The organism is Streptomyces sp. MAR4 CNX-425 (assembly GCF_048656465.1).
GTDB lineage: Bacteria > Actinomycetota > Actinomycetes > Streptomycetales > Streptomycetaceae > Streptomyces.
This window is the reverse complement of sequence record NZ_JBMDLF010000003.1, coordinates 618,762-644,763: the sequence shown is the minus strand read 5'-3', so window position 1 is coordinate 644,763 and position 26,002 is coordinate 618,762. Positions and strand designations below refer to the sequence as shown.

Here is a 26,002-nt window from a genome sequence, read left to right as displayed (position 1 = left end):
ACGCTGCCCTCGTGCTGGAGTTCCGCCTGCTCGGCCCCTTCGAGGCGGTACGCGACGGCGCCCCCGTCCCGCTCGGCCGGCGGCGCCAGGAGCGGCTGCTGCTCGCGGTGCTGCTCCTCGGCCCCGGGCGCGTGGTCCCCGCCGACCGGCTGGCGGAGCTGCTGTGGGAGGAGGGCCCCGACGACCGGTGGCGCGGCACCCTCCACACCTACGTCAGCCGGCTGCGCGCCGCCCTCCGGCCGTACGGGGTCCGCATCGCCACCCGCGGCGGCGGCTACGCCGTCGAGCCCGGCGGCTGGCGCACCGACGCCGCCGAGTTCGCCGAGCGCGCCCGCGCCGCCGCCGCGGTGCGCGACGCCGCCGGGCGGCTGCGCCGTACCGAGGAGGCCCTGGCGCTGTGGCGCGGCGAACTCCTCGACGGGCTCGCGGACGGCGAGCTGCGCGCCCGGCTCGGCGCGGAGCTGGCCGAGCTGCGGCTCGGGGCGCTGGAGCAGCGCGCCGAGGACCGGCTGCGCGTCGGGCTCGACGGCCACCCCCGCGCCGCCGGCCGGGCACCGGCCGACGGCGGCCCGCTGGCCGCCGAGCTGCGGCCGCTGGTCGAGCGGTACCCGCTGCGCGAGCGGCTGGTGGCGGCCCTGATGACGGCGCTGTACCGGGCCGGCCGGCAGGCGGAGGCCCTCGACCTGTACCGCACCACCCGGCTGGCGCTGGACGCGGAGCTGGGCGTCGCGCCCGGGCCGGCCCTGCGGGAGGTGTACGAGAAGGTGCTGGGCGCCGACCCGGCGCTGGACGAGCCGTCGGTGCCCGCGTACGCGGTACGGATCGAGCACGTCCGGCTGCCGCTGCACACCAGCGGCAATCCCGCGCTGGAGTTCTGCAACACCTGGGCCGGCTGGGGCGGCGGGTTCCGTACGGGCGCGGAGTGGCTGACCGGCTACCGGGCGCTGGCGGTGTGGGCGGGACACCTCGCCCTGGTCGAGGACTGGCTGGTCACCCGGCTCCTCAAGCAGGCGGAGCAGCGGCCCGCGGACGCGCGGGCGGCGCTGACGGAGGCCCGCGAGCTGCGTACCGCGGTGCACGACTGCCTCGTCGACCCCGCCGACCGGCGCGCGTTCGCGCACGTGGCGCGTACCGCGGAGGACGCCGCCCGGGCCGCGGAGTTCGTCCTCGACGAGGACGGGCTGGGCCGCTGGCGGCTCCGGGCCGCCGCGGGCCTGCGCCTGCCGGTGCTGGCGGTGGCCCGCAGCGCGGCCGACCTGCTGGGCGACCCGCAGCGCTTCACGGTGACGGCGTGCCCGTCGCCCGACTGCGGCTGGCTGTTCCTCGACGCGCCGGGGCGCCGGCGCTGGTGCTCGCTGGGCACCTGCGCGGTGCGGGAGGGCGCGCGCTGCCGGGGGTGACCCGGGGCCGGCGCGGCGCTCCCCCTCGCGTGCGGGGCCGGTCGTCGGTAGCCTCCGGTGCCAAGCCGGGGGTCACACCGGAGCGGCACACGGGGCCCGCCGCACGGGCGTTTTCGGTTGCGCGTTCGACGGCGGTCGGGGGCGGACGCGCGTCCACGCCGCGGGATTGCCGCGGGGCCGCCCGGCCGGGGGAGGTATGTTCCAGTAGAGGAGTGGCTGCCGCCGGGGCCCCACGGCCAGCAGAGTCACTTCCGACGGCCACCGTCTCACCAGCAAGGGATAACGGGAATGATCACGCTCACCAAAGACGACGAGCCGGCCGACCTGGCCGGTGTCACCCACCTGTCGATAGGGGTCTCGTGGGACCCCACGGTCGGAAGCAGCGGCGGCATCCTCGGCAAGCTGAAGCAGACGAAGGGCACCGACCTCGACCTGATCGCCATCGCGATGGCCGGCGAGGACCCGGTGCGGCTGGCCGGGCTCGACTCGCTGGACCCGATGGGCAACGGCGCGGTGGTGCACAGCGGCGACAACCAGTCGGGGAAGGGCGACGGCGACGACGAGACCGTGACCGTCGAGTTCTCGAAGGTGCCGGACCGGGTCACCGCCATCGTGTTCATCGCCGCCGCGTACAAGAAGGGCAGCAGCTTCCAGAAGGCGCGGAACATCAGTTTCAAGGTGTACGACGCCTCCGGCGGCAGCACCCAGCAGGTCGCCGACATCTGGCCGAGCCTGCTCTCCGCGGACAACGGCTGCGCCGTGGCGAAGGCGACGCGCAACGGCGCGAGCTGGACGCTTCAGGTGATCAACGAGACCGGGAAGATCAAGCAGGGCGACGAGCGCGCGCTCATGCGCTTCGCGGCGGGCAGATAGCCGCACGTAGCCGCGCCGGGGTGCACGCCGCCCCGCCCGGGAGCCCGAAACCCCCGTTCCGCGCCGGAACGGGGGTTTTCGCGTCCCCGCGGGCGTGCGCCTCCGCGGCCGGCGGTAGAGACTGCCTGAAATGGGTCATAACATCTGATCACGGCGGCAGGCGAGAGAGGGAGCGACGTGGAGCAGCCCGCGGAGCGGCAGCGCCTGCGGAGAGAGCTGCTCGCCGCCGTGGACGAGAGCCGCCGCGACACCGAGGTGCTGCTGATCGCGCTCCAGCAGGCGGTGGCCGAGGTGCGCGGCCTGGGCGGCATGGTGCACCTCCCCGGCGGCGGCATGAGCGGCATCCTCTACCTGGTCGCCGACAGCGGCCTGCCCGCCTCGCTCACCCGGCCCTGGCTGGTGATCCGCGCCCGGGACACCGTCGCGCCCAGCCGGGCCGTCCGGGAGGACTCCGTCGCCTGGGAACGCGACCTGGCCCCGCCCGCCGCGGTGCCCGGCCGCGGCGACCCGGCGGCGCAGTGGCCCGCCGGCCTGCCCGCCGGGATCGGGCACCTGGCCGTCCCCGTCCCGGGCCCCGGCGGCCGGCGCGGTGCGCTGTCCGTGCTCTTCGCGCCGGGGGAGGCGCCGGAGGACGCGGGCCGCCCCTTCCTCACCGAGGTGGCGGCCTGGATGTCGGGGAAGCTCCGGCCGCAGGGCCCCCTCAACCCGTCCCCCACGATGCTGCACGCCCTGGAGAACCAGCCGGGCGCCCGCGCCGGCCCCCGCCGGGGCCGGCGCGAGGTGCCGTCCACCCGCTACACCTGGGACCTCCGCACCGGCGAGCTGACCAGCGAGCGCCCCATCGAGGAGGTGCTGGCCGGCATCGACCCGGACGTGCTCAGCGGCGGCATCGAGGCGTGGGCCGCGCTCATCCACCCCGACGACCTGCCGCAGACGGTGACCGGCTTCGACCAGGGCATCCGGCTGCGCGGCGGCTTCCAGACCGAGTACCGGATACGGCGGCTGGACGGCACGTACCGCTGGGTGGAGGCCCGCGCCCGTACCGTCACCGACGCGGACGGCGAGCCGGTCGAGGTCACCGGCACCATCTGGGACTCGACCGACACGCACGCCGCCGCCGAGTCGGCCGGGTGGGCGCTGCGGCACATGAGCGACGGCTTCGTCTCCCTGGACACCCACTGGCGCGTGGTCTTCCTCAACCGCGCCGCCGAGCGCCTCTTCGGCTCCCTGGAGGACGTGCACGGCGTGCTGTTCTGGAACGTTCCCGCGGTACGGGCCCTGCCGGGGCTGGCGGACCGCGCCCGGGCCGCGGCGGCGGAGGGCCGCGCGGCCGGGTTCGACGTGCCGTGGCCGGACGGGCCGTACTGGTACCACCTGCGGGTCGTCCCCGTACCCGAAGGGCTCGCCCTCTACATCACCGACATCACCGAACGCCATCTGCGCGAGGCCGACCGGGCCGCCGCCGACCGCGCCGCCGCCGAGCGCGCGGCCCTGATGCAGCGCGCCACCCGCCGGCTGGCGGAGGCGGTCACGGCGCAGGACGTGATGGCGGCGGTGGCCGACGGCGTGGTGGCGCCGCTGGGCGCCAGCGGGCTGACCGTGCACGGCCTGTACGGCGACCGGCTCACCCTCATCGGCTCCCAGGGCTACGAGGAGAGCTTCGCCCGGCTGCTGGCCAGCCGGTCGGGGGCGGCCGGCGTCCGGAGGCCGGAGCGGGACGCCCTGCGCACCCGTACGCCCCTCTACCTCTCCTCCCGGGAGGAGTACCTGGAGCGCTACCCGGACCGGGGGGACGTGGCCCGCGAGAGCGGCAAGCAGGCGTGGGCCTTCCTGCCGCTGACGGTGTCCGGGCGCGGGATCGGCACGGCGGTCATCTCCTTCGACCGGCCGCGGGTGCTCGACGAGGACGAGCGCACCCTCCTCACCGCGCTCAGCGGGCTGATCGCGCAGGCGCTGGAGCGGGCCGCGCTGTACGACGCGGCCACCACCCGGGCCCGTACCCTCCAGCGCGGCCTGCTCCCCCGCGAACTCCCCGAGGTGTCCGCGGTGCTGACCGCGGCCCGCTACCAGGCGGCCCGGCAGGGCGCCGACGTCGGCGGCGACTGGTACGACGTGATCCCCCTCTCCGCGGCGCGGGTGGCGCTCGTCATCGGCGACGTCATGGGCCACGGCATGGCCGAGGCCGCCACCATGGGCGGGCTCCGCACGGCCGCGCGCACCCTGTCGGACCTGGAGCTGCCGCCCGACGAGATCCTCGGCCACCTCGACGACATCGTGCGCGAGCTGGGCGACGACACCTTCGTCACCTGCCTGTACGGCGTCTACGACCCGGTGACCCGGCTCCTGTCGTACGCCAGCGCCGGCCACCCGCCACCGGCCGTGGTCCGCCCGGACGGCACCGTCGGCTTCCTGTCCCCGCCCCCCAACGCGCCGCTGGGAGTGGCCACCCCGCCGTTCGACACCGGCGAGACCGAACTCCCCGCCGGGGCCCTGCTCGCGCTCTACACCGACGGCCTGGTCGAGAACCTGGACCGGGACCTGAGCGCGGGCACCGACCGCCTCGCCGGGGTGCTCGCCCGGTTCGCGCGCGACACCCCGCCCGCCCGCGCGGACGCCGCCGACCTGGACGCCCTCTGCGCCACCGCCACCTCGGCCCTGCTGCCCGCCCACGGCGCGCTCGCCGACGACGCGGCCCTGCTGCTCGCCCGGACCCGCCCGCTGGCGCCGGAGGACGTCGCCGAGTGGCCGCTGCCGATGGAGCCGCGGGCGGCGGGGCAGGCCCGCAACCTGGCCCGGGCGCAGCTCACCGAGTGGGACCTGACCGACGAGGAGCTGGTGACGACGACGGAGCTGCTGGTCAGCGAGCTGGTCGGGAACGTCGTACGGCACGCCGCGGGCCCGGTGCGGCTGCGGATGCTGCGCAGCGGCGCGCTGATCTGCGAGGTCTCCGACGGCAGCCCGACGACGCCGCACATCCGGCACACCTCGGAGACCGACGAGGGCGGCCGGGGGCTGCGGCTGGTGTCGGCGCTGACCCGGCGGTGGGGGACGCGGCACACGCCCACCGGGAAGTCGATCTGGACGGAGCAGGCACTGCCCGTGGCCGGATAGCGCCGGTACGCCGAGTGAGGCCGTGGCGCCGGGGAAACGCTGCGTGGTGGGGTGAAACCGTCGGGTGACGTGGCGTCGTCCTGCCTCACGGGGCCGGACGGCAAGGATGCTGGGGGGCAGCATGCGGGTGGGGCGGGCCAGGGCTCGGTTAGGTGCGGCGGCGGCCGCGGCGGCGGTGCTGGTCACCGGCTGCGGCGGCGGATCGGGCGGGGAGCCGGAGAGACCTGAGAAGCGGGAGAGGCGCGCGGAGTCGTCGCCCGCCGCGGCGGAGGAGAGCGCCGGGACTCCGGATGTGGCCGGGGCGGACACGGAGCTGTCGCCGCCCACGGGCGCCGCGGCGGCGCGGCGGCTGATCGGCGAGGTCATCGCCGTGCCGGAGGACTTCGGCCCGGGCGTCGGGCGGGGAGATCCGTACGAGCGGGATCCGGACACCTGGCCCGTCCTCAACGACCAGTGCATATGGCAGCAGCAGAAGTACCCGGACACCGTCCTCGCCACGCTGACCCGGCGCTTCGAGGTCCCCGCCGCGGACGGCAAGGGGCCGATCCAGCTGTCCGCGATCGTCACCGTGCACCGGGACGAGCACAGCGCCCGGTGGGAGATGGCCACCGCCCTGGAGGAGGGCATGCGCTGCCCCACCCAGCGGCTGAGCGCCACCGAGACCCTCACCGACCTGCTGTCCTCGGCCTTCTCCCCGCAGGACTACACCCGGGGCGTCGCGTACGAAAGCCTCGGCGAGCACGCCACCTACGTGAACGAGGCGACCGGCGGCCAGGGCTACCCCTACGAGTGGCAGCAGAAGCGCCTGGAGTCCGTCACCTTCACGGTGACCGGCAGGGTGGCGGGCAAGGGCCGCACCGACGAGGAGATGTCGGGCCTCATGGTCCAGGCGATGGCGCAGATGTCGCTGCGCCTGGAGGCCGGGTTGGAGGGGGGAAAGTGAGGGAGGACCTCAGGCCCTCGGACCCGGCGCGGATCGGCGGTTACCGGCTGCTCGGCCGGCTGGGCGCCGGCGGCATGGGCGTGGTCTACCTGGGCCGCGCCGACGACACCGGCGCGCTGGCCGCGGTCAAGGTGATCCGGGCGGACCTGGCGGAGGACGAGGCGTACCGCGAGCGGTTCCGCCGCGAGGTGCGGTCCGCGCGCAGCGTCGACAGCCGCTGGGCGGCGGCGGTCACGGGCGCGGAGACCGAGGGCGCGCGGCCGTGGCTGGCCACCGCGTTCGTCCCCGGACCCACGCTCGCGGAGGCGGTCGCGCGCTGCGGGCCGCTGCCGCCCCGCGCGGTGCGGGTGCTGGGCAAGATGCTCGCCCGGGCGCTGGCGGTGGTGCACGACGCGGGCCTGGCGCACCGCGACGTCAAGCCCGGCAACGTGCTGCTCGCCCTCGACGGGCCGCGGCTCATCGACTTCGGCGTCGCCCGCGGTGCCGCGGACACCACGATCACCTCCGGCGACGTGGTCGTCGGCACCCCCGGCTTCCTCTCCCCCGAGCAGGCGCGCGGCGCGGACATCGGCGGCCCGGCGGGCGACGTCTTCTCGCTGGGCTGCCTCCTCGCGTACGCGGCCACCGGCCGGCCCCCGTTCGGCACCGGCGCCGCCGACGCCGTCCTCTACCGCACCGTCCACGACGAACCCGACCTGGCCGGCCCCGGGCCGGCCACGGACACCGAACTGCGCGAACTGCTCACCGCCTGCCTGGCCAAGGACCCCGCCGCGCGGCCGGCCGCGCGGGAGCTCGACGAGCGGCTCGTGGAGGACACCCCGGCCGACCCGGCGGACTGGCTGCCCGAGAGCGTGGTGGGGCTGATCGCCGAGCGCTCCGCCGCGCTGCTCGCGCCGATCGACATCGAGGCCACCCGCGTGGACGGGGCCGCCGCGGCGGGGCCGGGGCGGCGGCGGGTGCTGGCGTTCGCCTCCGGCGGCGCGGTGCTCGCGGCCGGCGGCGGCTTCGGGCTCTGGGCGGCGCTCGCCGACGACTCCGGCTCCCCGCCCCCCGCGAAGCGGCGGCACGACGCGCTCATCGCCGTGCAGGGCGACCTGTCCGGCGTGCGGAGAGACGTGGGCCGGGCGCAGGTGCGTGGCGTCCGGCTGGCGGTGGAGGAGTTCAACGCCCGCAAGGACAAGCCGTTCACGCTGGGCGTGACGGAGGCGGACGACGGCGGGGACCGCGCGCGTGCGGAGCGTGTGGCCGAGGGTCTCGTACGGAACGACAGGGTGCTCGCCGTCGTCGGCCCGACCGGGGACGTCACCACCGCCGCCGTGCTCGGCACGTACGGGGAGGCGCGGCTGCCGCTGCTCACCGTGTCGTCGGCGTCGCTCACCTACAGCATCGACGAGGGCCGTTCCCTCTTCGTGCTGTGCCCGTCGTACGCGGTCCTCGCGGAGCCGGTCGTCGCGCGGCTGGTGGGGCGCGGCGTCACCCGGCTGGGGGTGCTGCTGGACCGGGCCGGGGCCTCGGCCGCGTACCAGCAGGGCTTCCTCGCGAACCGGATGGCCGCGGCCAGCATCGGCACCCACCCCCGGGTGGTGCCGGCCGGCACCGAGGAACTGGGGCCGGTCGTGGCGGACATCGTCGACGCGTACGGCGCGGACGGCTTCTACTACGCGGGTGACGGGGCGGGCGGGGGCCGCACGGCCCGTGCGGTCGCGGCGACCGGCTTCACCGGACCGCGCGTGGCCTTCCACACCTCCATGACCCCGGACTTCCTTGCCGAGGCCGGCGACGGGGCCGACGGCTGGGAGTTCATCGCCCCCTTCACCGCCGTCGGCGCCGCCGGCACCGAGGAGTTCGCCGCGGCCCACGAGAAGCGCTTCGGCGAGCCGCCCGCGTACTGGGCCGCCGAGGCGTACGACGCCGCGACGCTGGTGGGCGACGCGCTCACCCGCCTCGCGAAGCGCGGCAAGCCACCGCCGCGCGCCGACCTCCTGAAGCGGCTCGCCGCGTCCCGCCACGAGGGGATCTCCCGGACCTACGCCTTCACCAAGGAGCGCGAGGTCGAGGGAGCCGACGCGCACCGCTACGTCGTACGCGACGGGCGCTTCCGCTACGCCGGCCCCGTACCGCGGGGGACGTGAGATGCGCCCCCTCACCCCGGACGACCCGCGGGCCATCGGCGGCCACCGGGTGCTCGCCCGGCTCGGCGCCGGCGGGATGGGCGCGGTGTACCTGGCCCGTACGCCCGGCGGTGCGCTGGCCGCGGTGAAGGTGATCCAGGCCGAACACGCCGCCGACCGCGCCTTCCGGGACCGGTTCCGGCGCGAGGTCGACGCGGCCCGCCGCATCGCCGGCCGCTGGGCCGTGCCCGTGGTGGGCGCGGACGCCGAGTCGCCGGAGCCGTGGCTGGCCACGGCGTACGAGCCGGGCCCCTCGCTGGCGGAGGCGGTGGCGGAGTTCGGCCCGCTGCCGGTGCGGAGCGTGCGGCTGCTCGGCGTCCGGCTGGCGGAGGCGCTCGCGGACGTGCACGCCGCCGGGCTGCTCCACCGGGACGTCAAGCCCGGCAACGTGCTGCTCGCCCTCGACGGGCCGCGGCTCATCGACTTCGGCATCGTCCGGGTGGAGGGCGCGGGCGCGCTCACGCGGAGCGGCGTGGTCGTCGGCACCCCCGGGTACCTCCCGCCCGAGCAGGCGCGGGAGGAGAAGGTCGGCCCGGCGGGCGACGTCTTCTCGCTGGGCTGCGTCCTGGCGTACGCGTCCTGCGGGGTACGGCCCTTCGGCCACGGGCTGCCGGCGGGCGTGATGTTCCGTACCGTACGCGAGCCGGCCGACCTGTCCGAGGTCCCGGAGGAGCTGCTGGAGCCGCTCACCGCCTGCCTGGCGAAGGACCCGGCGCGGCGGCCGGAGCCGGCGGAGCTGGCGCGGTGGCTGGGCGGTGACGGGGTCGACGGCGGGGACTGGCTGCCGCCGGGGCCGACGCGGCTGATCGCCGAGCGCTCGGCGCGGGTGCTGGACCTCCGGGACCCGCCGCCGCCGGCCTCCGGCCCCGGTCCGGAGGCCGAGCCCACCCAGGTGACCTCCGGCACGCCGCCGCCCCGCCCCGGCAGGCGCCGGCTCCTCGTCACCGGCGCCGGGGCCGCGGTGCTGCTGGCCGGCGGCGGTACGGCCGCGGTGGCGGCGTGGCGGCGCGGGGACGGCGGCGAGGAGGCGGAGGCCGCGGCGGGCCCCGACCGCAGGCCCACCCACACCGTGGCCGTCCACGCCGACCTCAGCGGCCCGGGCCGGGCCACGGGCCTGGCGCACGAACGCGGCGCGCGCCTGGCCGTCGAGCGGCACAACGCCGACTCCGGCCGGCCGTTCCGCCTGCGGCTGACCACCAAGGACGACGGCGGCGAGCCGGACCGCGCCCGGGAGGTGGCCGAACGCCTGGTCCGCGACGACGCGGTGGTCGGCGTCATCGGCCCCACCGCCGACGCCACCGCCCGGGCGGCCGTGCCGGTCTACGAGAAGGGGCGGCTCCCCGAGATCCTCGTCTCCCCCGGCGCGGGCGGCTTCTCGTGGGCCACGCCCGGGGCCGTCTGCACCCTGCGGCAGGACTACAGCGCCGACCCCGTCGCGCTGGTCCTGTACCTGACGAACGAACGCCCCAGCAGGCGCACGGCGGTTGTCCGCGACGCGGCCGGCGGCCGGGTGACCTGGGAGATCGCCAGGTCGCTCCGGACGAACCCGCCCGCGGGCGGCACCGTCCGCGAGTTCCCCGTCGCGGCGGGCGGCGACTTCGCCCCCGCCGCGCGCGACGCGGCCGGCTGGGCCGACGCCGTCGTCTACGCCGGCGCCTCCCCGCAGCGCGCCGCCCGCTGCTCCGCGGCCCTCGACGCGGCGGGCTTCACCGGCCCGAGGTGCGCGATCGAAACCGTCTGGGCCCCGCCGTTCCTCGACCCCGCCACAAGCGGCTCCGCGAGCCCCGCCGAGGGCTGGGTCCTGGCGGCCGCCCACCTCGACCCCCGGGCGGCGCGCGCCACCCGGGAGTTCGCCGCCGCCCACGAGAAGCGCTTCGGCGAACCCCCCGGCTACTGGTCCGCCGAGGTGTACGACGCCGTGGGCCTGCTGGCGAAGGCCGTCCGCGACACCAGCGGCAGCCCCACGGACGGCGGCGCGGTCACGGAGAGGCTGTTCCGGACCACCCATCAGGGCGTCACCAAGAAGCTGGTCTTCCGCGACGCCACGCGTCAGCTGCGCCCGTACGCGGTGTTCCTCTACCGGGTGGAGGACGGCGCCCCCCGCTTCCTGGGCCACTTCGAGAAGTTCGCCTCCCCGGCCTGAGCGACCCGAGCGACCCGTGGGAAACCGGTGATCCGCGCCGGGCGCCGACCGTCGTGCCGCACCGTATCCGTGCAGTCACGGTGCAGGAAATCTGCCGGAACCGGGAAATGACGCCGAACGCCCGGGATGGCACTGTGAGTTCTGTCGACGCCGGCGGTGGGGGGCCTTCGCCGGTGCGGTGGAGGGGGGCGGCAATGGGTGCTTTTGTTGATGCGGCGCTGGGTTTTCCGGCCGTCGTGTTCAGCTTCGCGTTGCTCGTTGTCGTCGCGTACTGGCTGGTCGCCGCGGTGACCGGCGTCGTCGGTGACGCCGGCGGCGCGGACGGCGGGGCCGGTGTCGACGCCGCCGCCGACGCCCGGGGGACAGGTGGGCTCACCGTGCTGCCCGCCGCCCTCGGGCTCGGCGGCGTGCCGGTGACGGTGGCGCTGTCGCTGGTCGTCGCCGTTGCCTGGTTCTGCGCGCTGGCGGCCGGCGTGGCCGTCGCCGCCGCCGGGCCGCCCGCGTGGCTGGCCTGGACGGCGCGGACGGCCGGACTGGCGCTGGCGCTGGTCGCCGGGTGGTACGTCACCCGGCTGCTGGCCCGCCCGCTGCGCCGCCTCCTCGGCACCGGCAGGCCGGCCGCCCGCCGGGACTTCGTCGGCCGCGTGTGCGTCGTGCGCACGGCCGGCGTCACCACCGCCTACGGCCAGGCCGAGGTGACGGCCGCCGACGGCTCCAGCGCGACCGTCCAGGTCCGCGGGGACGACGGCAACGGCCTCACCGCCGGCAGCCGGGCACTGATCTTCGACTACGACGACGAAGGCGAGTTCTTCCGCGTCGCACCCGCCGACGGCGTCCCCGACGTCTCCGGCCCCTTCAGCTCCTTCGGCTGACGCCGGCGCTGACCCGCACGTACAGACCGCAGAGAAGGAAGTACCGATGACCGCCATCACCACGGGACTCGGCGTGCTCATAGCCGTGGTCCTGCTCATCGCGCTCGCGCTGGTGTTCGCCGTGAGCCGGCTGTTCCGCAAGGTGCGGCAGGGCCACGCGCTGATCGTCTCCAAGATGCGCAAGGTCGACGTGACCTTCACCGGCACCGTCGTGCTGCCGGTGCTGCACAAGGCCGAACTCATGGACATCTCCGTGAAGACCATGGAGATCGAGCGGACCGGCAAGGAGGGGCTGATCTGCCGGGACAACATCCGCGCCGACATCCGCATCTCGTTCTTCGTCCGCGTCAACAAGACCGTCGAGGACGTCATCAAGGTGGCGCAGGCGATCGGCACCGAGCGGGCCAGCGACCAGGACACGCTCCAGCAGCTGTTCAACGCCAAGTTCTCCGAGGCGCTCAAGACCGTCGGCAAGCAGCTCGACTTCGCCGACCTCTACACCAAGCGCGACGAGTTCCGCGACCGGATCATCCGCATCATCGGCACCGACCTCAACGGCTACAGCCTTGAGGACGCCGCCATCGACTTCCTTGAGCAGACCCCGATGGCCCAGCTCGACGGCCAGAACATCCTCGACGCCCAGGGCATCCGGAAGATCACCGAGCTGACCGCCGTCGAGAACGTGCGCACCAACGAGCTGCGGCGCGACGAGGAGAAGGAGATCACCCGCAAGAACGTCGAGGCCCGCGAGGCGGTCCTCGAACTGGAGCGCCGCCAGGCCGACGCCGAGGCGAAGCAGCAGCGCGAGGTCGGGATCGTACGGGCGCGGGAGGAGGCCGAGACCGCCAAGGTCCAGGCCGAGGAGCGGCTCAAGGCGCACACCGCGCACATCAAGACCGAGGAGCAGCTCGGCATCCAGAACGAGAACCGGGAGCGCGAGGTCGCCGTCGCCCAGCTCAACCGCGAGCGCGTCGTCGCCATCGAGAACGAGAAGATCGAGAAGGACCGGGTGCTGGAGGTCATCGCCCGGGAGCGGGCGACCGAGCTGTCCCGGATCGCCAAGGACAAGGAGGTCGAGGGCGAGAAGCGGGACATCGCCGACGTCGTCCGCGAGCGGATCGCGGTCGAGAAGACCGTGGCGCAGCAGGAGGAGGAGATCAAGAAGCTGCGTACGGTCGAGGAGGCCGAGCGCGAGCGCCAGGCGCTGATCATCGCCGCGGAGGCGGAGGCCCAGGAGCGGCTGGTCAAGGACATCAAGGCCGCCGAGGCCGCCGAGCAGGCGGCGGACCACCGGGCCGCCGAGGAGCTCACCATGGCCGAGGCCCGCCGCAAGGCCGCCGAGCTGGACGCGGCCGCCGCCATCCGGCTGGCCGAGGGCAAGCAGGCCGACGCCGCCGCCGAGGGGCTCGCCGCCGCGCAGGTGCAGGAGCGCAGCGCGGAGGCCGTCGCCAAGGTCGGCAAGGCGGAGGCGGACGTGGAGCGGGACAAGGCTCTCGCCGGCGCCGAGGGGCTGCGGGAGAAGCTCCGCGCGGAGGCCGCGGGCATCAACGAGAAGGCCGCCGCGATGGCCGCGCTGGACGCGGCCAGCCGGGAGCACGAGGAGTACCGGCTGCGGCTGGAGGCGGAGAAGGACATCCGGATGGCGCAGGTCGACGTCGGCCGCAAGATCGCCGAGGCGCAGGCGACGGTGCTCGCCACCGGGCTGGAGAACGCGGACATCAGCATCGTCGGCGGGGACAGCGTCTTCTTCGACAAGCTGGTCAACGCGGTGTCGATGGGCAAGAGCGTCGACGGCTTCGTCGGCAGCTCCGAGTCGGTGCAGGCGATGGCGGGCCCGTGGCTGCGGCCGGACAGCACGTTCACGTCGGACCTGACGGCGATGACGTCCGGCCTCGGCGCGACGGGCCTGCGGGACCTGAGCGTCGCCGGCCTGCTCACCCGCCTCATCGCGGCGGACGGGCCGCACGCCGGGGCCCTGGAGGGGCTGCTGGAGGCGGCGCGGGCGAGCGGTGCGGCGGACCTCCCGGTGGCGTCGCTGGTCGGCCCTGCGGCGGTCAACGGGACGCCGCCGCAGGGCAGCGAGTAGCTGGCCCCGGCGCCGGCCGGGACCGACGACGAGGACGTCGAGGACGTCGAGGACGAGGTGGAGGACGACGTGGAGACCCCCGCGCCGGAGGTACCCGGCAGCAGCGCGGACGCCCTGGCGGCCGGTACGTACGAGGTGCTGCGCGACCGGCTGCGCACCGCCGCCGAGGAGCTGGCCCGCCGGGCGGAGACGCTCAACGACCGGCGCGTCGCGGAGTTCGGCGGCTCCGCGGCCCGGCTCGCCGGCACCGAGCACCTCCGGACGGAGCACGACTGCGTGCCCCGCGACATCGTGCAGGTCGGCGGCGTGCTGCTGTTCGGCTGCAACGCCCCCGCGGGCCGGGACCACGGGACCGGGGTCGGCGACGTGTTCTCGCTGTGGCAGGTCGAGTTCAGCGAGAGCGAGAGCGAGAGCGAGAGCGAGACCGGGACCGGGACCGGGAGCGAGGCCGCGACCGAGGGGGAGGGCGAGGGGGGCGGGGGCGGCGCGGTGGTACGGTTCCGCGCCGCGCCCCGCGACGCCGTCCCCGGCCTGCTCGACGACCCCGCCTTCCGCCGCGACTTCGCCGAGCTGTACCGCTACTACCGCGAGACCCGGCTCCTCCAGCTGCGCCTGGCCCGCTCCCACCTCCTCGCCGTCTTCCAGACCGGGAACGCCCTCACCGACATCCGCGTCCTGCGCTGGCGCGTCGCCCCGGACGGCTCCGTCGCGTACGTCGACGACCGCGGCGAGCGCGACCACGTCTTCCCGCCCGCCCACGACGTCGAGTGGACGGCCGCCACCCGGGCCGACCACGTACCGGGCCGCCACCCGCACGTCTCCGTCCGCGGCCTGGTCTTCGTCTCCTGCGTCGGCGGCACCCTCACCCTCCGGGCCGGGGACGGCACCGCCGGCGGCGAGGGCGAGGGCGTCTACAGCGAGCCCGTCGACGAACCCCTCCAGTCGCTCGCCGACGCCGAGATCGAGTACGCCGTCGTGGGCCCGCTCGTCCTGCTGCGGATCCTCCCGTACAACGAGACGACCCGCCGCCACCTCGTCTACAACACCCGCACCCGGGAGGCCGTCCGGCTCGACGGCCTCGGCCGGGCCTGCCGCCGGCTGCCCGAGGACCAGGGCGTCGTCTTCCCCGGCGGCTACTACCTCGCCGACGTCCCCGCGGGCAGCGCCGCGCGCACCTTCGACACCGAGACCAAGGACCTCGAATACGAGGGCGTCGTCCACGCCCCGAACGGCGAGGACGTCCTCTACGTCTTCCACGCCCGCGCCGAGGGCCGCACCCTGCTCCTGCCGTACAACGTCATCCGCAAGGAGGTCGCCGCCCTCTGGCAGACGCACGGCTGGTCGCTCCTCGACGACGGCACGCTGGTCGTCTTCCGGACGGCGCCCGGCGGCGGGCCCACCCGCGTGCACCCGGTGCAGGTCTGGCGCACCCCCTACGTCTCCGACGCCCACGCCGCCGCCCGCCCCGCCGGCACCGGGCCGCTGGCCCGTATCGGCAACGCCGAGCTGGTACGGGGCGTCTCCGACTGCCTGTCGCTGGCCCGGATGGCCGACGGGATGGAGCCGAACAGCGCCGTCTTCGAGGCCATCGTCGCCGCCGCCGCCCGCGTCGCCGACCGCCACCACTGGCTGGGCGAGGTGGCCAGTGGGGGTACCCCCGCCAGTGAGGGCGTAGCCGGCGGGGGAGGGGACCTCGCGGCGCCGCTGGCGGCGGTCCGTACCACCGCCGCGCAGGTCATCGACGAGTTCGAGCGGGTCGAGGAGCTGCGGGTCCAGGCCGCCGCGGCGGTCGACGAGGCCGACGCGCGGATCACCGGCCAGATCCGCCGGGCCCGGGGCACCGCCCCGGACACCGCCGACGGCTGGGTGCGCCAGATCGCCGGGCTGCGCCGCTCCCAGGGCCGCCTGGAGACGCTGCGCGAGCAGCGCTACGCCGACCTGGGCCGCATCGGCGAACTCGACGGGCGGCTGGCGGAGTCGCTGACGGCCACCGCCCGCCGCGCGGTGGCGTTCCTCGCCGAGGAGACCGCCTTCGACGCCGCCCACCGGACGGTGGACGAGCTGGCCGCCGAGGCGGCCGCGGTGGCGACGGCCGCGGCGGCGGCGCCGGTCGCCGAGCGCATCGACGAGCAGGCCGCGGCGCTCCAGGCGGTCACCGAGGTCGTCGGCACGCTCGACCTGGCGGACGCGACCGTACGGACCTCGATCCTCGCCCGCATCGGCGAGGTGCTCGGCGCCGTCAACCGGGCCCGCGCCCGGCTGGACGCCCGCCGCCGCGAGCTGCACGAGCGCGAGGGCCGGGCCGAGTTCGCCGCCGAGTTCGCGCTGCTGGGCCAGGCGGTGACCGGGGGCCTGGCCGCGGCCGGCACGCCGGAGGACTGCGACGAGCAGCTCGGCCGGCTCCTGCTGCGGCTGGAGAACCTGGAGGCGAAGTTCGGCTCCGCGGAGGACTTCGCCGAGCAGGTCGCGGCGAAGCGCGAGGAGGTCTACGAAGCCTTCTCCGCCCGCAAGCAGGCGCAGCTCGACGAGCGCGCCGGGCACGCCGACCGGCTGGTGCGCTCCGCCGAGCGGATCCTCGGCACCGTCTCCCGCCGGGCCGCGGCCCTGACGTCCGCGGACGACGTCCACACCTTCTTCGCGTCCGACCCGCTGGTGGCCAAGGTCCGTACCACCGCGGCGGAGCTGCGCGCGCTCGGCGACACCGGGCACGCCGAGGAGCTGGAGGGGCGGCTCAAGGCCGCCCGCCAGGAGGCGGCCCGGGCCCTGCGCGACCGTACCGACCTCTACGACGGGCAGGGCACGCTGCGCCTGGGGCGGCACCGGTTCGCCGTCAACTCCCGGCCGGCCGAGCTGACGCTCGTGCCGCGGGACGGGGAGCCGGCGTTCGTGATCACCGGCACGGACTACCGGGCGCCGGTCGCCGACCCCGGGTTCGCGGACACCCGCGACTTCTGGGACCAGCCGCTGGTCTCCGAGTCGCCGGCGGTCTACCGGGGCGAGTACCTCGCGGCCCGGCTGCTCGCCGGCACCCCCGCCGCGGAGCTGGCGGCGGCGGCCGCCGCCGACGGCGGGCTGCCGGAGCTGGCGCGGCGGGCGGCGGAGGCGGCGTACGACGAGGGCTACGACCGCGGCGTCCACGACCGCGACGCCGCCGCCATCCTCGGCGCGCTGCTGCGGCTGCGGGAGACGTGCGGCCTGCTGCGGTTCACGCCGGCGGCGCGGGCCGCGGCGCAGCTGTTCTGGGCGTACGGGACCGGGGCCGAGGAGCGCGCGGCGTGGTCGACGCGGGCCCGGTCGCTGGCGCGGGCGCGGGAGACGTTCGGCCTGGACGGCGCCGTGGCGGAGCTGGCGGCCGAACTGGCGGCCCGCGCCGCGGACTTCGCCGCCGCCGCGGGCCTGCCGGCCCCGGCCGCGCCGGGCGGCACCGGCGCGTACCTCTTCGAGGAGCTGGCCGCCGCGGACCCGCCCGCGTTCGTGACCGGCCCCGCCGCCCGCGCCCTGCGCACCGGCTTCCGGGACGCGCTCGGCCCGGGCGCCGCCAAGGAGTACGAGCGCGACCTCGACGCCCTCGCCGGCGACCCCGCCGCCCGCCACCAGCTCGCCGCCGCCTGGCTCGGCGCGTACGCGGCCGGCGCGTACGCGGCCGGCGCGGACGCGGCCGGCGCCGGCGCGGCCGGTGCCGGCGCCGATGGCGGCTGCCTCGCGGAGGCCGTCGCCGTGGAGGTCACCGGCGCCGCCCTCGCCCGGCGCGAGTCCGACGCCGCCACCGAGACCGCCGTCGACGGGCTGCTCGGCGCGCACCGCCGCATCGACGGCGGGCGGCTCGCGGTGCGCCTGGACGAGTTCCTCGCCCGCACCACCGAGTTCCGCGAGGTACGGGTCCCGGCCTACCGCGCGTACCTCCGCCGCCGCACCGCCCTCGTCGGCGCCGAACGCGAGCGGCTGCGGCTGGACACGTACCGGCCGCGGGTCATGTCGACGTTCGTCCGCAACCGCCTCCTGGACGAGGTGTACCTGCCCCTGATCGGCGACAACCTCGCCCGGCAGCTCGGCGCCGCCGGCGGCGAGTCCGGCGCCCGCCGCACCGACAGCCAGGGCCTGCTGCTCCTGCTCTCCCCGCCCGGCTACGGCAAGACGTCGCTGCTGGAGTACGTCGCCGCCCGCCTCGGCCTGGTCTTCGTCAAGGTCGACGGCCCGTCGCTGGGCACCGGCACCACCTCCCTCGACCCGGCCGCGGCCCCGGACGCCGCCGCCCGCCGGGAGGTCGAGAAGATCAACTTCGCCCTCGCCCTGGGCAACAACGCCCTGCTCTACCTCGACGACATCCAGCACGCGTCGCCCGAGCTGCTCCAGCGCTTCGTCTCGCTGTGCGACGCGCAGCGCCGCATGGACGGCGTGTGGGACGGCTCCGCGCGCGTCTTCGACCTGCGGGGCAAGCGCTTCGCGGTGTGCATGGCCGGCAACCCGTTCACCGAGTCCGGGGCCCGCTTCCAGGTACCCGACATGCTCGCCAACCGCGCCGACGTCTGGAACCTCGGCGACGTCCTGTCCGGCAGGGAACAGCTGTTCGCCCTCAGCCACATCGAGAACGCCCTCACCGCCAACCCCGTGCTGGCCCCGCTCACGTCCCGGGAGCGCAGCGACGTCGACCTCCTGGTCCGCCTCGCCCAAGGCGACGGGTCCGCCCACGCCGACCGCCTCGCCCACCCCTACGCCACCGCGGAACTGGACCAGATCCTCGCCGTGCTGCGCCGGCTGCTGCACGTCCGCGACACCGTGCTCAAGGTCAACGCGGCCTACATCGCCTCCGCGGCCCAGACCGACGCCGCGCGCACGGAACCGCCGTTCAAGCTGCAGGGCTCGTACCGCAACACCAACAAGCTCGCCGAGCGGATCCTGCCCGTGATGACCGACGACGAGGTGGAGGCCCTCATCGACGACCACTACCTCGGCGAGGCCCAGACCCTGGCCCGGAACGCGGAGGCGAACCTGCTGAAGCTCGCCGAACTGCGCGGCCGCCTGACGGCCGCCGAGGCGGCGCGCTGGCAGGCGCTGAAGGCGCCGTACGCCGCCGGCCGCCGGAGTGCGGCGACCGGCGGCGGTGGCGCGGCGCGGTGACGGTGCCGGGTCAGTAGACCTCGACGCCGTACCAGGCCAGGGCGGGGTTGACGGGCTGGCCGTAGGCGTGGCAGTCGGAGCCGTCGCGCCTGCCGGAGTGGATGGCGATGGCCGCGGTCTCGTGGACGATCGCGCCGCCGCTGTCTCCGCTGTTCGAGCAGGCGCTGTAGGAGAACATGTTGTAGAGCGGGCCCTCGGGGTAGTTGACGGTGACGTTGAGCTGGATCACCCGGCCGTTCCGCAGGCCGGTGCGGTAGCCGCTGCGCTGGACGGACTCGCCCGCCACCGGGTCCCGGGAGTACGTGACGTCCCGCTCCTTCTGGTACTGGTGCAGCCAGATGGTGCCCGGCTTGCTGACCGAGGCGTTGTAGTGCTTGATGATGCCCCAGTCGTGGGTGGGGAAGTAGCCGCCCGCGTCGTAGCCGAAGTAGACGCCGTTGGCGTTGTACCAGTCGGCGACCCCGGTGGCCCCCTTGGTGCAGTGGCCGGCGGTGAGGAGGTACTTGCTGCTGTTGTCGCTCTTCTCGCGCACGTTGAAGGCGCCCGAGCACGAGAGGTTGTGAGCGGCGATGTACTTGCCGCCCTGGAGGACGGTGGCGTCCGTCGTGACGTCGCCGTCGACGCGCCGCAGCGTCACGGCGTCGCCGAACCCGGCGGCGATCTCCTTCAGCCCGGCGAACTCGGCGTCGGAGACGGCGTCCCCGGCCTCGACCTCGACCCGGTTGGTCACCGGGTTCGTCCCCCAGGCCGTGCTGGTGACCCGGGCGTCCGGGTTCTGGTTGAGCGCGGTGGTGACGTCCCGGAGCTCCGCGGCGCTGTACGCCACGTGCCGGGCGACCCCGCCCGCGGCGCGTACCCGCTCCGCGGCGGCGTCGTCGGTGACGGTGACCACCATGCGCCGGCTCTCCCGGTCGAGGTAGAAGCCGCCGGTGCGGTCCTCGCCGAGTGCGCCGGCGAGGTCCTGCGCCCGGGTGGCGGAGATGCCGGCGGCGACCTCCACGGCGCCGGGGGCGGGGTCGGGCGCGTCACCGGCCGGCGGGGCGGCGGAGGCGCCGGTCGTGGCGGCGGCGAGCAGCGCCGGGGCCACGAGGACCGTCGCCCATCGCCTGAGGCCGGTAAGACTGCGGGCCATGGCTGTAACTCCTCTTCGTCGAGGGGTAGTTGAGCTGGCCCGGGAACATTATTGGTAATTCACTAAAAGCCTATGAATGGATGCTGAACGGCAGAAGCCGAGGGCGCGGGCGGCTCCGTCCGCGCATCGCGCCGCAGTGCCCGACTGAGCAGCTTTCATCCTGATCTCTTATGATTTCTAGCGATAAGCAGTGGTCAGGCAGCTGTCATCCTGTGACGCGTCCGCTCCCGGCTTGCCGCCCGGGACCCCCTGTGTCAGGAGGAGCCGGATGAGCATGAGGACCCCCCCGCACCGCACGCCGGACGGCGCGGCGCCGCCGTACGCGGTACGGCACCGGAGCCTCCGGGCAGATGCGCAGGATCCTGGGCCGGGACCTCGTCACCGAACTGGAGGACCTCTGCGGCCCGCCGGACGTGGGGATGCGCGACGTCCTGACGGACCTCGCGGCCATCGCCGCGGCGGCTCTCCTCGGCAACCTCGCCGGGAACGTCTGGGGCCCGCTCGTGGCCGCCTGCTACATCGGCATACGCCAACGCCACCTCGCCAACCTGGTGCACGAGTGCGTCCACTCCAAGCTGCTGGCCGACCGGAGGGCGAACCGCCTCGTCGGGCACCTGCTGACAGCCCTCCTCGGGGAGGGCTTCCTGCCGTACCGCACCGGCCACCTGGTGCACCACGCCAGGCTCGGCTCCGACGACGACCCGATGTTCCAGTCCTACCGCGCCGGCAACATACGCGCGGCCAAGCCCACGCGGCGCTCCTTCGTCCTGCGCGTCATCGTGCGCAACGCCCTCTGGCCGCTGCCGAAGAACGCGGTCCTCACCCTGGTCACCAAGGCGCCCGACGAGGCGTGGCGGGCGTTCGCGGCACGGACGGCGCTGTGGGCGGGCATCGTCGCCGTGTGCTGGCCGCTGGGCGCCGCACCGTACTTCCTGCTCTACTGGGCGCTGCCGGCGATCTTCATCAGACCCGTCGTCAACTGGCTCACCGACCTCGGCAACCACGCCGGCGTCATCGAGAACACCGACCCGCTGCGGCAGACCCGCGGCTGGACCTCCCACCGGCTCACCCGGCACCTTCTCGGCAACCACCTCGACGACATGTACCACCCGATCCACCACTGGTGCCCGCAGATCCCCTGGCGGCGCCTCCCCGAGGCCGCCGCCCTGGCCGCCCGGAAGCTCGACCGGTGGGGCGAGACCCCCTGGTGCAGCGGCTACTTCTTCCGCCGCAGGTCCACGCCGGACCAGCCGTGCGTCATCGAGGACATCGTCGCGCGCCTGAACGCCACCACCTAGAACGCCCCCGGCACCGAGCGCCGCGCCCCCCGAGGAGGAGCGAGTCCATGTCCATGCACGACCTGCTGTCCCGCGTACGTCCCACGGACCCGGCCGCCGCGGCCCACCGCGCGGCCGGGCACTGGAGGGACGGCAGCTTCACCGAAGACCTGCTGCGCGCCGCCCGCGAGACGCCGCACCGGGTCGCGATGGTCGGCCACCGCGTACGCGAAGGACGCGACGTCACCGTGACGTACCACCGCCTCGCCGACCGGGTGGAGCGGATCGCCGCGGGGCTGAGCGCGCTGGGCCTGCGCCGCCGGGACGTCCTGGCCATCCAGCTCCCGAGCCGGTGGCAGACCGCCGCCCTCGCCCTCGCCTGCGACCGGATCGGCGTCGTCGCCGCGCTCGTCCCGCAGAGCACCGGTCCCCGCGAACTCGAACGCGTCCTGGCCGGCACGCGGGCGCGCGCGTGCGTGCTCGTCCACGAGTGGGAAGGCGCGACCCCCGCGACGTCCGTGGCCGCCGCCGCGGCCGCCGGCCGGCTGCCCGGGCTGGGGCACCGCATCGTCCTCGGCCCCGCCGAGGCCACCGGCGCCCTCTCCTTCACCACCCACCTGCTGCACAGCGCGGCCCCGGCACCGCCCCCCACCCCCCTCGACCCCGACGAGCCCTCCGTGATCGTCTTCACCTCCGGCACCGCGGGCGCCCCGACCGCCGTCCTCCACAGCCCCAACACCCTCTACGCCGCCATCAAAGCCGCCCCGCGACGCGAGAACGGATCGGCGGCCTCCCGCACCACCCCCGGCGGCATCAGCCACTCCGTCGGCCTGTGCAACCTCGCCCTCGCCCCGCTCGTCCACCGCGCACCCGCGCACTTCGCCGACCTCTGGGACCCCGGCGCCTACCTCGACATGCTCGCCCGCAACGGCACGCAGGTCCTGCTCGCCGTCCCCTGGGCCCTCGCGCAACTCGTCACCGAACAGCACCGCTCCCCCCGCCCCCTCGGCACCCTGCGCACCGTGGTCAGCGTCGGCACGCCGCTGCCCCGCCCCCTCGTGCCCCGTATCCGCGCCACCCTGTGCGAACGCCTCGTCAACGAGTGGGGGATGACCGAACTCGGCGGCGGCACGGCCACCGCCCACGACGACCCCGACGACTGGCCGGCCCTGAGCATCGGCCGGGCCATGCCGGGAGTCGAACTGCGCCTGGAACCCTCCGGCGACGGCACCTCCCACCTGTTCGTCCGCAGCCCCGCCACCTGCCTGGCAACCGCCGACCGCGACACGGGCCGGCTGCGCTGGAGCAGCGCGAGCACGGACGGCTGGTACGACACCGGCGACCTGGTCGACGACGACGGCCGCGGCGGCCTGCGCTTCCGCGGCCGCGCGGCGGACCGCGTGAAGGGATCCGACTCCCAGCTGATCCCCGTGCAGGACGTGGAGGACGAACTGCGCACCCACCCACGAGTCCAGGACGCCGCCCTCGTCGGCTACCCCGACCCGGAGCACTCCGAACTGCCCTGCGCCGTCGTGGTCCCACAAACCGGCACCACCCCGCCCACCCTGGCGGAACTCCGCGCGCACCTCACCACCCGGGGCATGACCGAGTGGTACCAGCCCTCCCGCCTCGAACTGCGCGCGGAACTGCCCCGCACCCACCTCGGCAAAGTGGACAAGCGCGCCCTGCGCACAAACGCCGCCAAGCCCCCCACCAACACCTGACCCGGCCAACGGTCGAAGCCGGTCGTGGCCCTCGGCGCGTACATCCCGAGGGCGGGAGCCACCACCGCGTCAGCCGCTCCGCGACCCGGCGAAGGAGAAGCGATTGACCCGGCCGGCTACCGGCCCGGCGACGGCGGAACCGGCGCCACTCGGGCGCTCAGCTCGCTCAGGTCCTGAGGGGTGTTGACGGCGCACCAGAATCCGTCGATGCGGTAGCCCGCCAGCTGCCGCCGCCGCACCAGGCTCGGCAGCGTGGTGTCCGCGTGATCCCCCCGATCGGGCAGCAGGGGAACGATCCCGGGTGCGAAGGCGTAGACACCGCCGTTGACCGTGCAGGCGAGCGGGGGCGGCGCGGCCAGGTCGGCGACCCTCCCCAGGGCGTCGCACACGACCGCGCCGTGCGGCAGCCACGGCGGCGTCAGCGCGACCGTGGCCAGCGCTCCGCAGCGCAGGTGATGAGCGCCCATCTCGGCGAGCGGAAAGTCGGTCCAGATGTCGCCGTAGCTGGCGAACCACGGCTCCTTCGGCGCCGGAAGCGAACGGGCGGCGAGCTTCAACCCGCCGCCCCGCCCCAAGGGGTGGTCCTCCACGACCACGATGGTGCGCACCGGCAGCGTCTCCGCGCACACGTAGTCGGTGATCACCTGCGAGCGGTGGCCCGCCGAGACGACCACCGTCTCCACGCCCGCGCCGGCGAACCAGTCGATCTGGTGACGCAACAGCGGCGTGCTGTTGACCTCCACCATCGCCTTGGGACGCCGGTCCGTGTACGGAGCGAGGCGCCGCCCGCGTCCGCCCGCAAGGATCACGGCCTGACGGATGGGGTGAGAAGCCCGCGGCTGCGACACCCACTACCTCCCAGAGCAACGGCGGAACACGCCCCGTGACAGGGGGTGCGAAATCCGCGGACGGTTCCCGGCCGACACCCCACGCGCCGCGTCAGAGCTACCCTGCTCAACTGCCGCGAAATCCCCTGATTCGGCATATTGGCCGAGGTGCGACGGATCGTGTGCACATCCGTGGCGCACGTCGGGCGAACCGGACAGCGGCGGTGCCCGACGGTCCGTCCGCAACGCCGAGGAAGCTCAGCGTCCGGGCTCCGCCGCCCGATCGAAGCCTCAGGGGCTCCGCGAGGGCCGACGCCGGCCGGTCGCGGTGGGTGCTGCCGGGGGCGTCAGGACGATCGGGGCGCGGTGCGCCATCGGGCCGTCGCCGCGGACCACGACCGTGTCCCGGAAGACCTGTTCCAGCAGCCCGGCGGCCTGCGGCTCCACCGCGCCCCGACCGGAGATGACGCCTCGCAGGAACCAGCGGGGCCCGTCCACGCCGACGAACCGCACGACCTGGAAGCCGTCCGTGCCGTCCGGCAGCCGCTCCGGTACCCGCACCCGCAGCTCCCGGCCCAGCGGTCCTTCGACCTCGTCGACGACACCGCCCCGCCCGGTGAAGCCGGAACCGATCTCCTCCCGCACCTCGTCCCAGATGCCCTGCTGCCCGGGTGCGGCGAATGCCTGCAACTGGATGGCGCTGTCGCGCAGGATCACGGTCGCCGCGACGATCTCGCCGTCCGAGACGTCGACCCGTACCTCCATGCTGTCGACGCGCGGCACGAACAGGCCGCCCAGATCCACCCGGCCCTCGCCCGGGTCGCGTACCTCGCCGCTGTCCCAGGGCCCGTCGGAACGCGGCCCCGGCCCCGGCCGCTCCAGTCCCCGGGCGTGTGGTGCGGCGACGGTGGGTGCGGAGTGGGTCGGTGCGGGGGCGTCGGGCCGGGTGTAGGGCGCGGTCGGGGGTGTCGTCCGGTGGGGGATGAGGGCGATCACGGCGGCGGGCCAGGGGGACACGCCGGGGTCCTCGTCCGGCGGGTCCCAGTGCGCCGTGATGCGGTCGAGCAGCTGGGGCAGGCTGGGTCGATCGGCGGGATTCTTCGCCAGGCACGCGCGGGCGAGCTCGTGGAGCGGGCCCCGGAGGGCGTCCAGGCGCGGCTGACCGTTGACGACGCGGTGGAGGACCTGAAGGGGCGGGCCCTGCCCGAACGGCGCGGTGGCGCCGGCGGCGTAGGCGATCACCGCGCCGAGAGCGAAGACGTCACTGGCGGGCCCCACGTTGCCGCCCTCGGCCTGCTCCGGGGACATGAAGCCGGGGGTACCCATCACCTGACCGGTCCCGGTCAGGACGGTCCCTTCCGACGCCCGGGCGATCCCGAAGTCGATCACACGGGGCCCGTCCGCGGCCACGAGCACGTTCGACGGCTTGAGATCGCGGTGAAGGAGCCTCTCGCCGTGGATGGCCTGCAACGCTTCCGTGAGCCCGGCCGCCAGCAGCCAGACCGAGCCTTCCGGCAGCGGCCCGGCCCTGGCCACGGCCTCGGCCAGGTCGGGGCCCGGGACGTAGACCGTCGCGACCCACGGCGGATCGTCCTCCGGCCCGGCGGCCACGACAGGAGCGGTGAACGCCCCGCTGACCGCCCGCGCGGCCGCCACCTCACGGGCGAACCGGCGCCGGAACTCCCGCTGCCGGGCCAGGTGCGGATGCACGACCTTCACCGCCACCGCGCGCCCGCCCGGTGACCGGCCCAGGAACACCTCCCCCATCCCCCCGGCACCGAGTCGACCGCGCAACACGACCCCGCCCACCCGCTCCGGGTCCCCGGCCCTCAACGCCTCCACCCCGCCCCCTTCCCGCCCAGGACACACCCGAGTCCACCACGGACCCCCTACCCAACCACCACCCGGCCGCCCGGACGAGCGCGACGGCGCACCCCCTCACCGTCGGCAACGGCCGACTCCGCAACCGGTACGCAGCGGCACGGCCGGTCACAGATTCATGCCCAGGCGGCGTGGAGGTCCTGGGGCGTGCGGGTGGGGATGTCGGCTGTGCGGCCACTGCGGGTGACGGCGAGCAGGGGGGTGGTGTCGTCGGCGCCGGGAAGCCGGGATCGGTGTGTGAGGAGGCGGGCGAGGTCGCGGTCGTCGAAGGGCTTCTTCTCCAGCCACTTGACCGAACCCACGAAGGTGATCTTCTTGGCGACGGGGGAGCGGTCGGCGCCGAGACCGATCTCCGGGTCGTTGGTGCGGGTCCGGTAGCCGCCGATCGCCTGGGTCCCCGCGGATAGCTGTCCTTCGTCGGCGCCCGGCCGCCACAAGGCTTCG

The 26,002-nt window shown here is 75.4% G+C and carries 14 protein-coding genes and 2 pseudogenes; 11 read left to right on the top strand and 5 right to left on the bottom strand.

All coding sequences use genetic code 11. The features are described 5' to 3' along the window. Positions 1 to 14: 14 nt before the first annotated feature. From ACHZ99_RS12560 to ACHZ99_RS12520, 9 genes are all read left to right on the top strand, one after another. Entirely contained in the window at positions 15 to 1,400 is a 1,386-nt protein-coding gene (locus ACHZ99_RS12560; protein ID WP_420304702.1) for a BTAD domain-containing putative transcriptional regulator, read from the top strand. 288 nt (positions 1,401 to 1,688) lie between these two features. Next, positions 1,689 to 2,273 carry a TerD family protein gene (locus ACHZ99_RS12555; protein WP_420304552.1) on the top strand — a complete coding sequence of 195 codons (585 nt, stop codon included), beginning with the start codon at positions 1,689 to 1,691 and terminating at the stop codon, positions 2,271 to 2,273. A 177-nt stretch (positions 2,274 to 2,450) separates the two neighbouring features. After that, positions 2,451 to 5,384 (top strand): SpoIIE family protein phosphatase, encoded by a 2,934-nt coding sequence (locus ACHZ99_RS12550; protein WP_420304551.1) that lies wholly within the window; start codon positions 2,451 to 2,453, stop codon positions 5,382 to 5,384. 106 nt (positions 5,385 to 5,490) lie between these two features. Next, entirely contained in the window at positions 5,491 to 6,327 is an 837-nt protein-coding gene (locus tag ACHZ99_RS12545) for a hypothetical protein (RefSeq protein WP_420304550.1), read from the top strand. Continuing rightward, positions 6,324 to 8,459 carry a bifunctional serine/threonine-protein kinase/ABC transporter substrate-binding protein gene (locus ACHZ99_RS12540; protein WP_420304549.1) on the top strand — a complete coding sequence of 712 codons (2,136 nt, stop codon included), beginning with the start codon at positions 6,324 to 6,326 and terminating at the stop codon, positions 8,457 to 8,459. Before ACHZ99_RS12545 ends, ACHZ99_RS12540 begins: the two co-directional genes overlap by 4 nt. A gap of 1 nt (position 8,460) precedes the next feature. Continuing rightward, positions 8,461 to 10,641, top strand: a complete 2,181-nt coding sequence (locus ACHZ99_RS12535; RefSeq protein WP_420304548.1) for a bifunctional serine/threonine-protein kinase/ABC transporter substrate-binding protein — start codon at positions 8,461 to 8,463, stop codon at positions 10,639 to 10,641. A gap of 194 nt (positions 10,642 to 10,835) precedes the next feature. Further along, complete coding sequence (locus ACHZ99_RS12530; protein ID WP_420304547.1) at positions 10,836 to 11,513, top strand: hypothetical protein; 678 nt, start codon at positions 10,836 to 10,838, stop codon at positions 11,511 to 11,513. Between the two features lie 46 nt (positions 11,514 to 11,559). Further along, positions 11,560 to 13,599: an SPFH domain-containing protein gene (locus ACHZ99_RS12525; RefSeq protein ID WP_420304546.1), complete on the top strand. Its 2,040-nt coding sequence runs from the start codon at positions 11,560 to 11,562 to the stop codon at positions 13,597 to 13,599. Positions 13,600 to 13,656: 57 nt separating this feature from the next. Further along, on the top strand, positions 13,657 to 18,717 hold the full coding sequence (locus ACHZ99_RS12520) for a DNA repair ATPase (RefSeq protein WP_420304545.1): 5,061 nt from the start codon (positions 13,657 to 13,659) through the stop codon (positions 18,715 to 18,717). Between the two features lie 10 nt (positions 18,718 to 18,727). On the opposite strand, the gene ACHZ99_RS12515 is transcribed toward ACHZ99_RS12520, so the two are convergent. Then, the gene (locus tag ACHZ99_RS12515) at positions 18,728 to 19,849 is read right to left on the bottom strand and encodes a S1 family peptidase (protein ID WP_420304544.1); all 1,122 of its coding nucleotides are present in this window, start codon (positions 19,847 to 19,849) and stop codon (positions 18,728 to 18,730) included. 350 nt (positions 19,850 to 20,199) lie between these two features. Between ACHZ99_RS12515 and ACHZ99_RS12510 the strand changes: the two genes are divergently transcribed. Together ACHZ99_RS12510 and ACHZ99_RS12505 are read left to right on the top strand one after the other, a co-directional pair. Next, positions 20,200 to 21,147, top strand: a complete 948-nt coding sequence (locus tag ACHZ99_RS12510) for a fatty acid desaturase family protein (RefSeq protein ID WP_420304543.1) — start codon at positions 20,200 to 20,202, stop codon at positions 21,145 to 21,147. 47 nt (positions 21,148 to 21,194) lie between these two features. Continuing rightward, the gene (locus tag ACHZ99_RS12505; RefSeq protein ID WP_420304542.1) at positions 21,195 to 22,850 is read left to right on the top strand and encodes an AMP-binding protein; all 1,656 of its coding nucleotides are present in this window, start codon (positions 21,195 to 21,197) and stop codon (positions 22,848 to 22,850) included. Between the two features lie 116 nt (positions 22,851 to 22,966). Here the strand turns inward: ACHZ99_RS12505 and ACHZ99_RS12500 are convergent, their stop codons facing one another. From ACHZ99_RS12500 to ACHZ99_RS12485, 4 genes and pseudogenes are all read right to left on the bottom strand, one after another. Next, positions 22,967 to 23,659 (bottom strand): nucleotidyltransferase family protein, encoded by a 693-nt coding sequence (locus ACHZ99_RS12500; RefSeq protein ID WP_420304541.1) that lies wholly within the window; start codon positions 23,657 to 23,659, stop codon positions 22,967 to 22,969. A 357-nt stretch (positions 23,660 to 24,016) separates the two neighbouring features. After that, a pseudogene (locus ACHZ99_RS12495) lies at positions 24,017 to 24,547 on the bottom strand (DUF3710 domain-containing protein); the annotation flags it as partial. 198 nt (positions 24,548 to 24,745) lie between these two features. Continuing rightward, positions 24,746 to 25,474 (bottom strand): annotated as a pseudogene (locus ACHZ99_RS12490) (serine/threonine-protein kinase); the annotation flags it as partial. Positions 25,475 to 25,674: 200 nt separating this feature from the next. Further along, complete coding sequence (locus tag ACHZ99_RS12485; RefSeq protein ID WP_420304540.1) at positions 25,675 to 25,995, bottom strand: hypothetical protein; 321 nt, start codon at positions 25,993 to 25,995, stop codon at positions 25,675 to 25,677. Between the last annotated feature and the right edge of the window lie 7 nt (positions 25,996 to 26,002).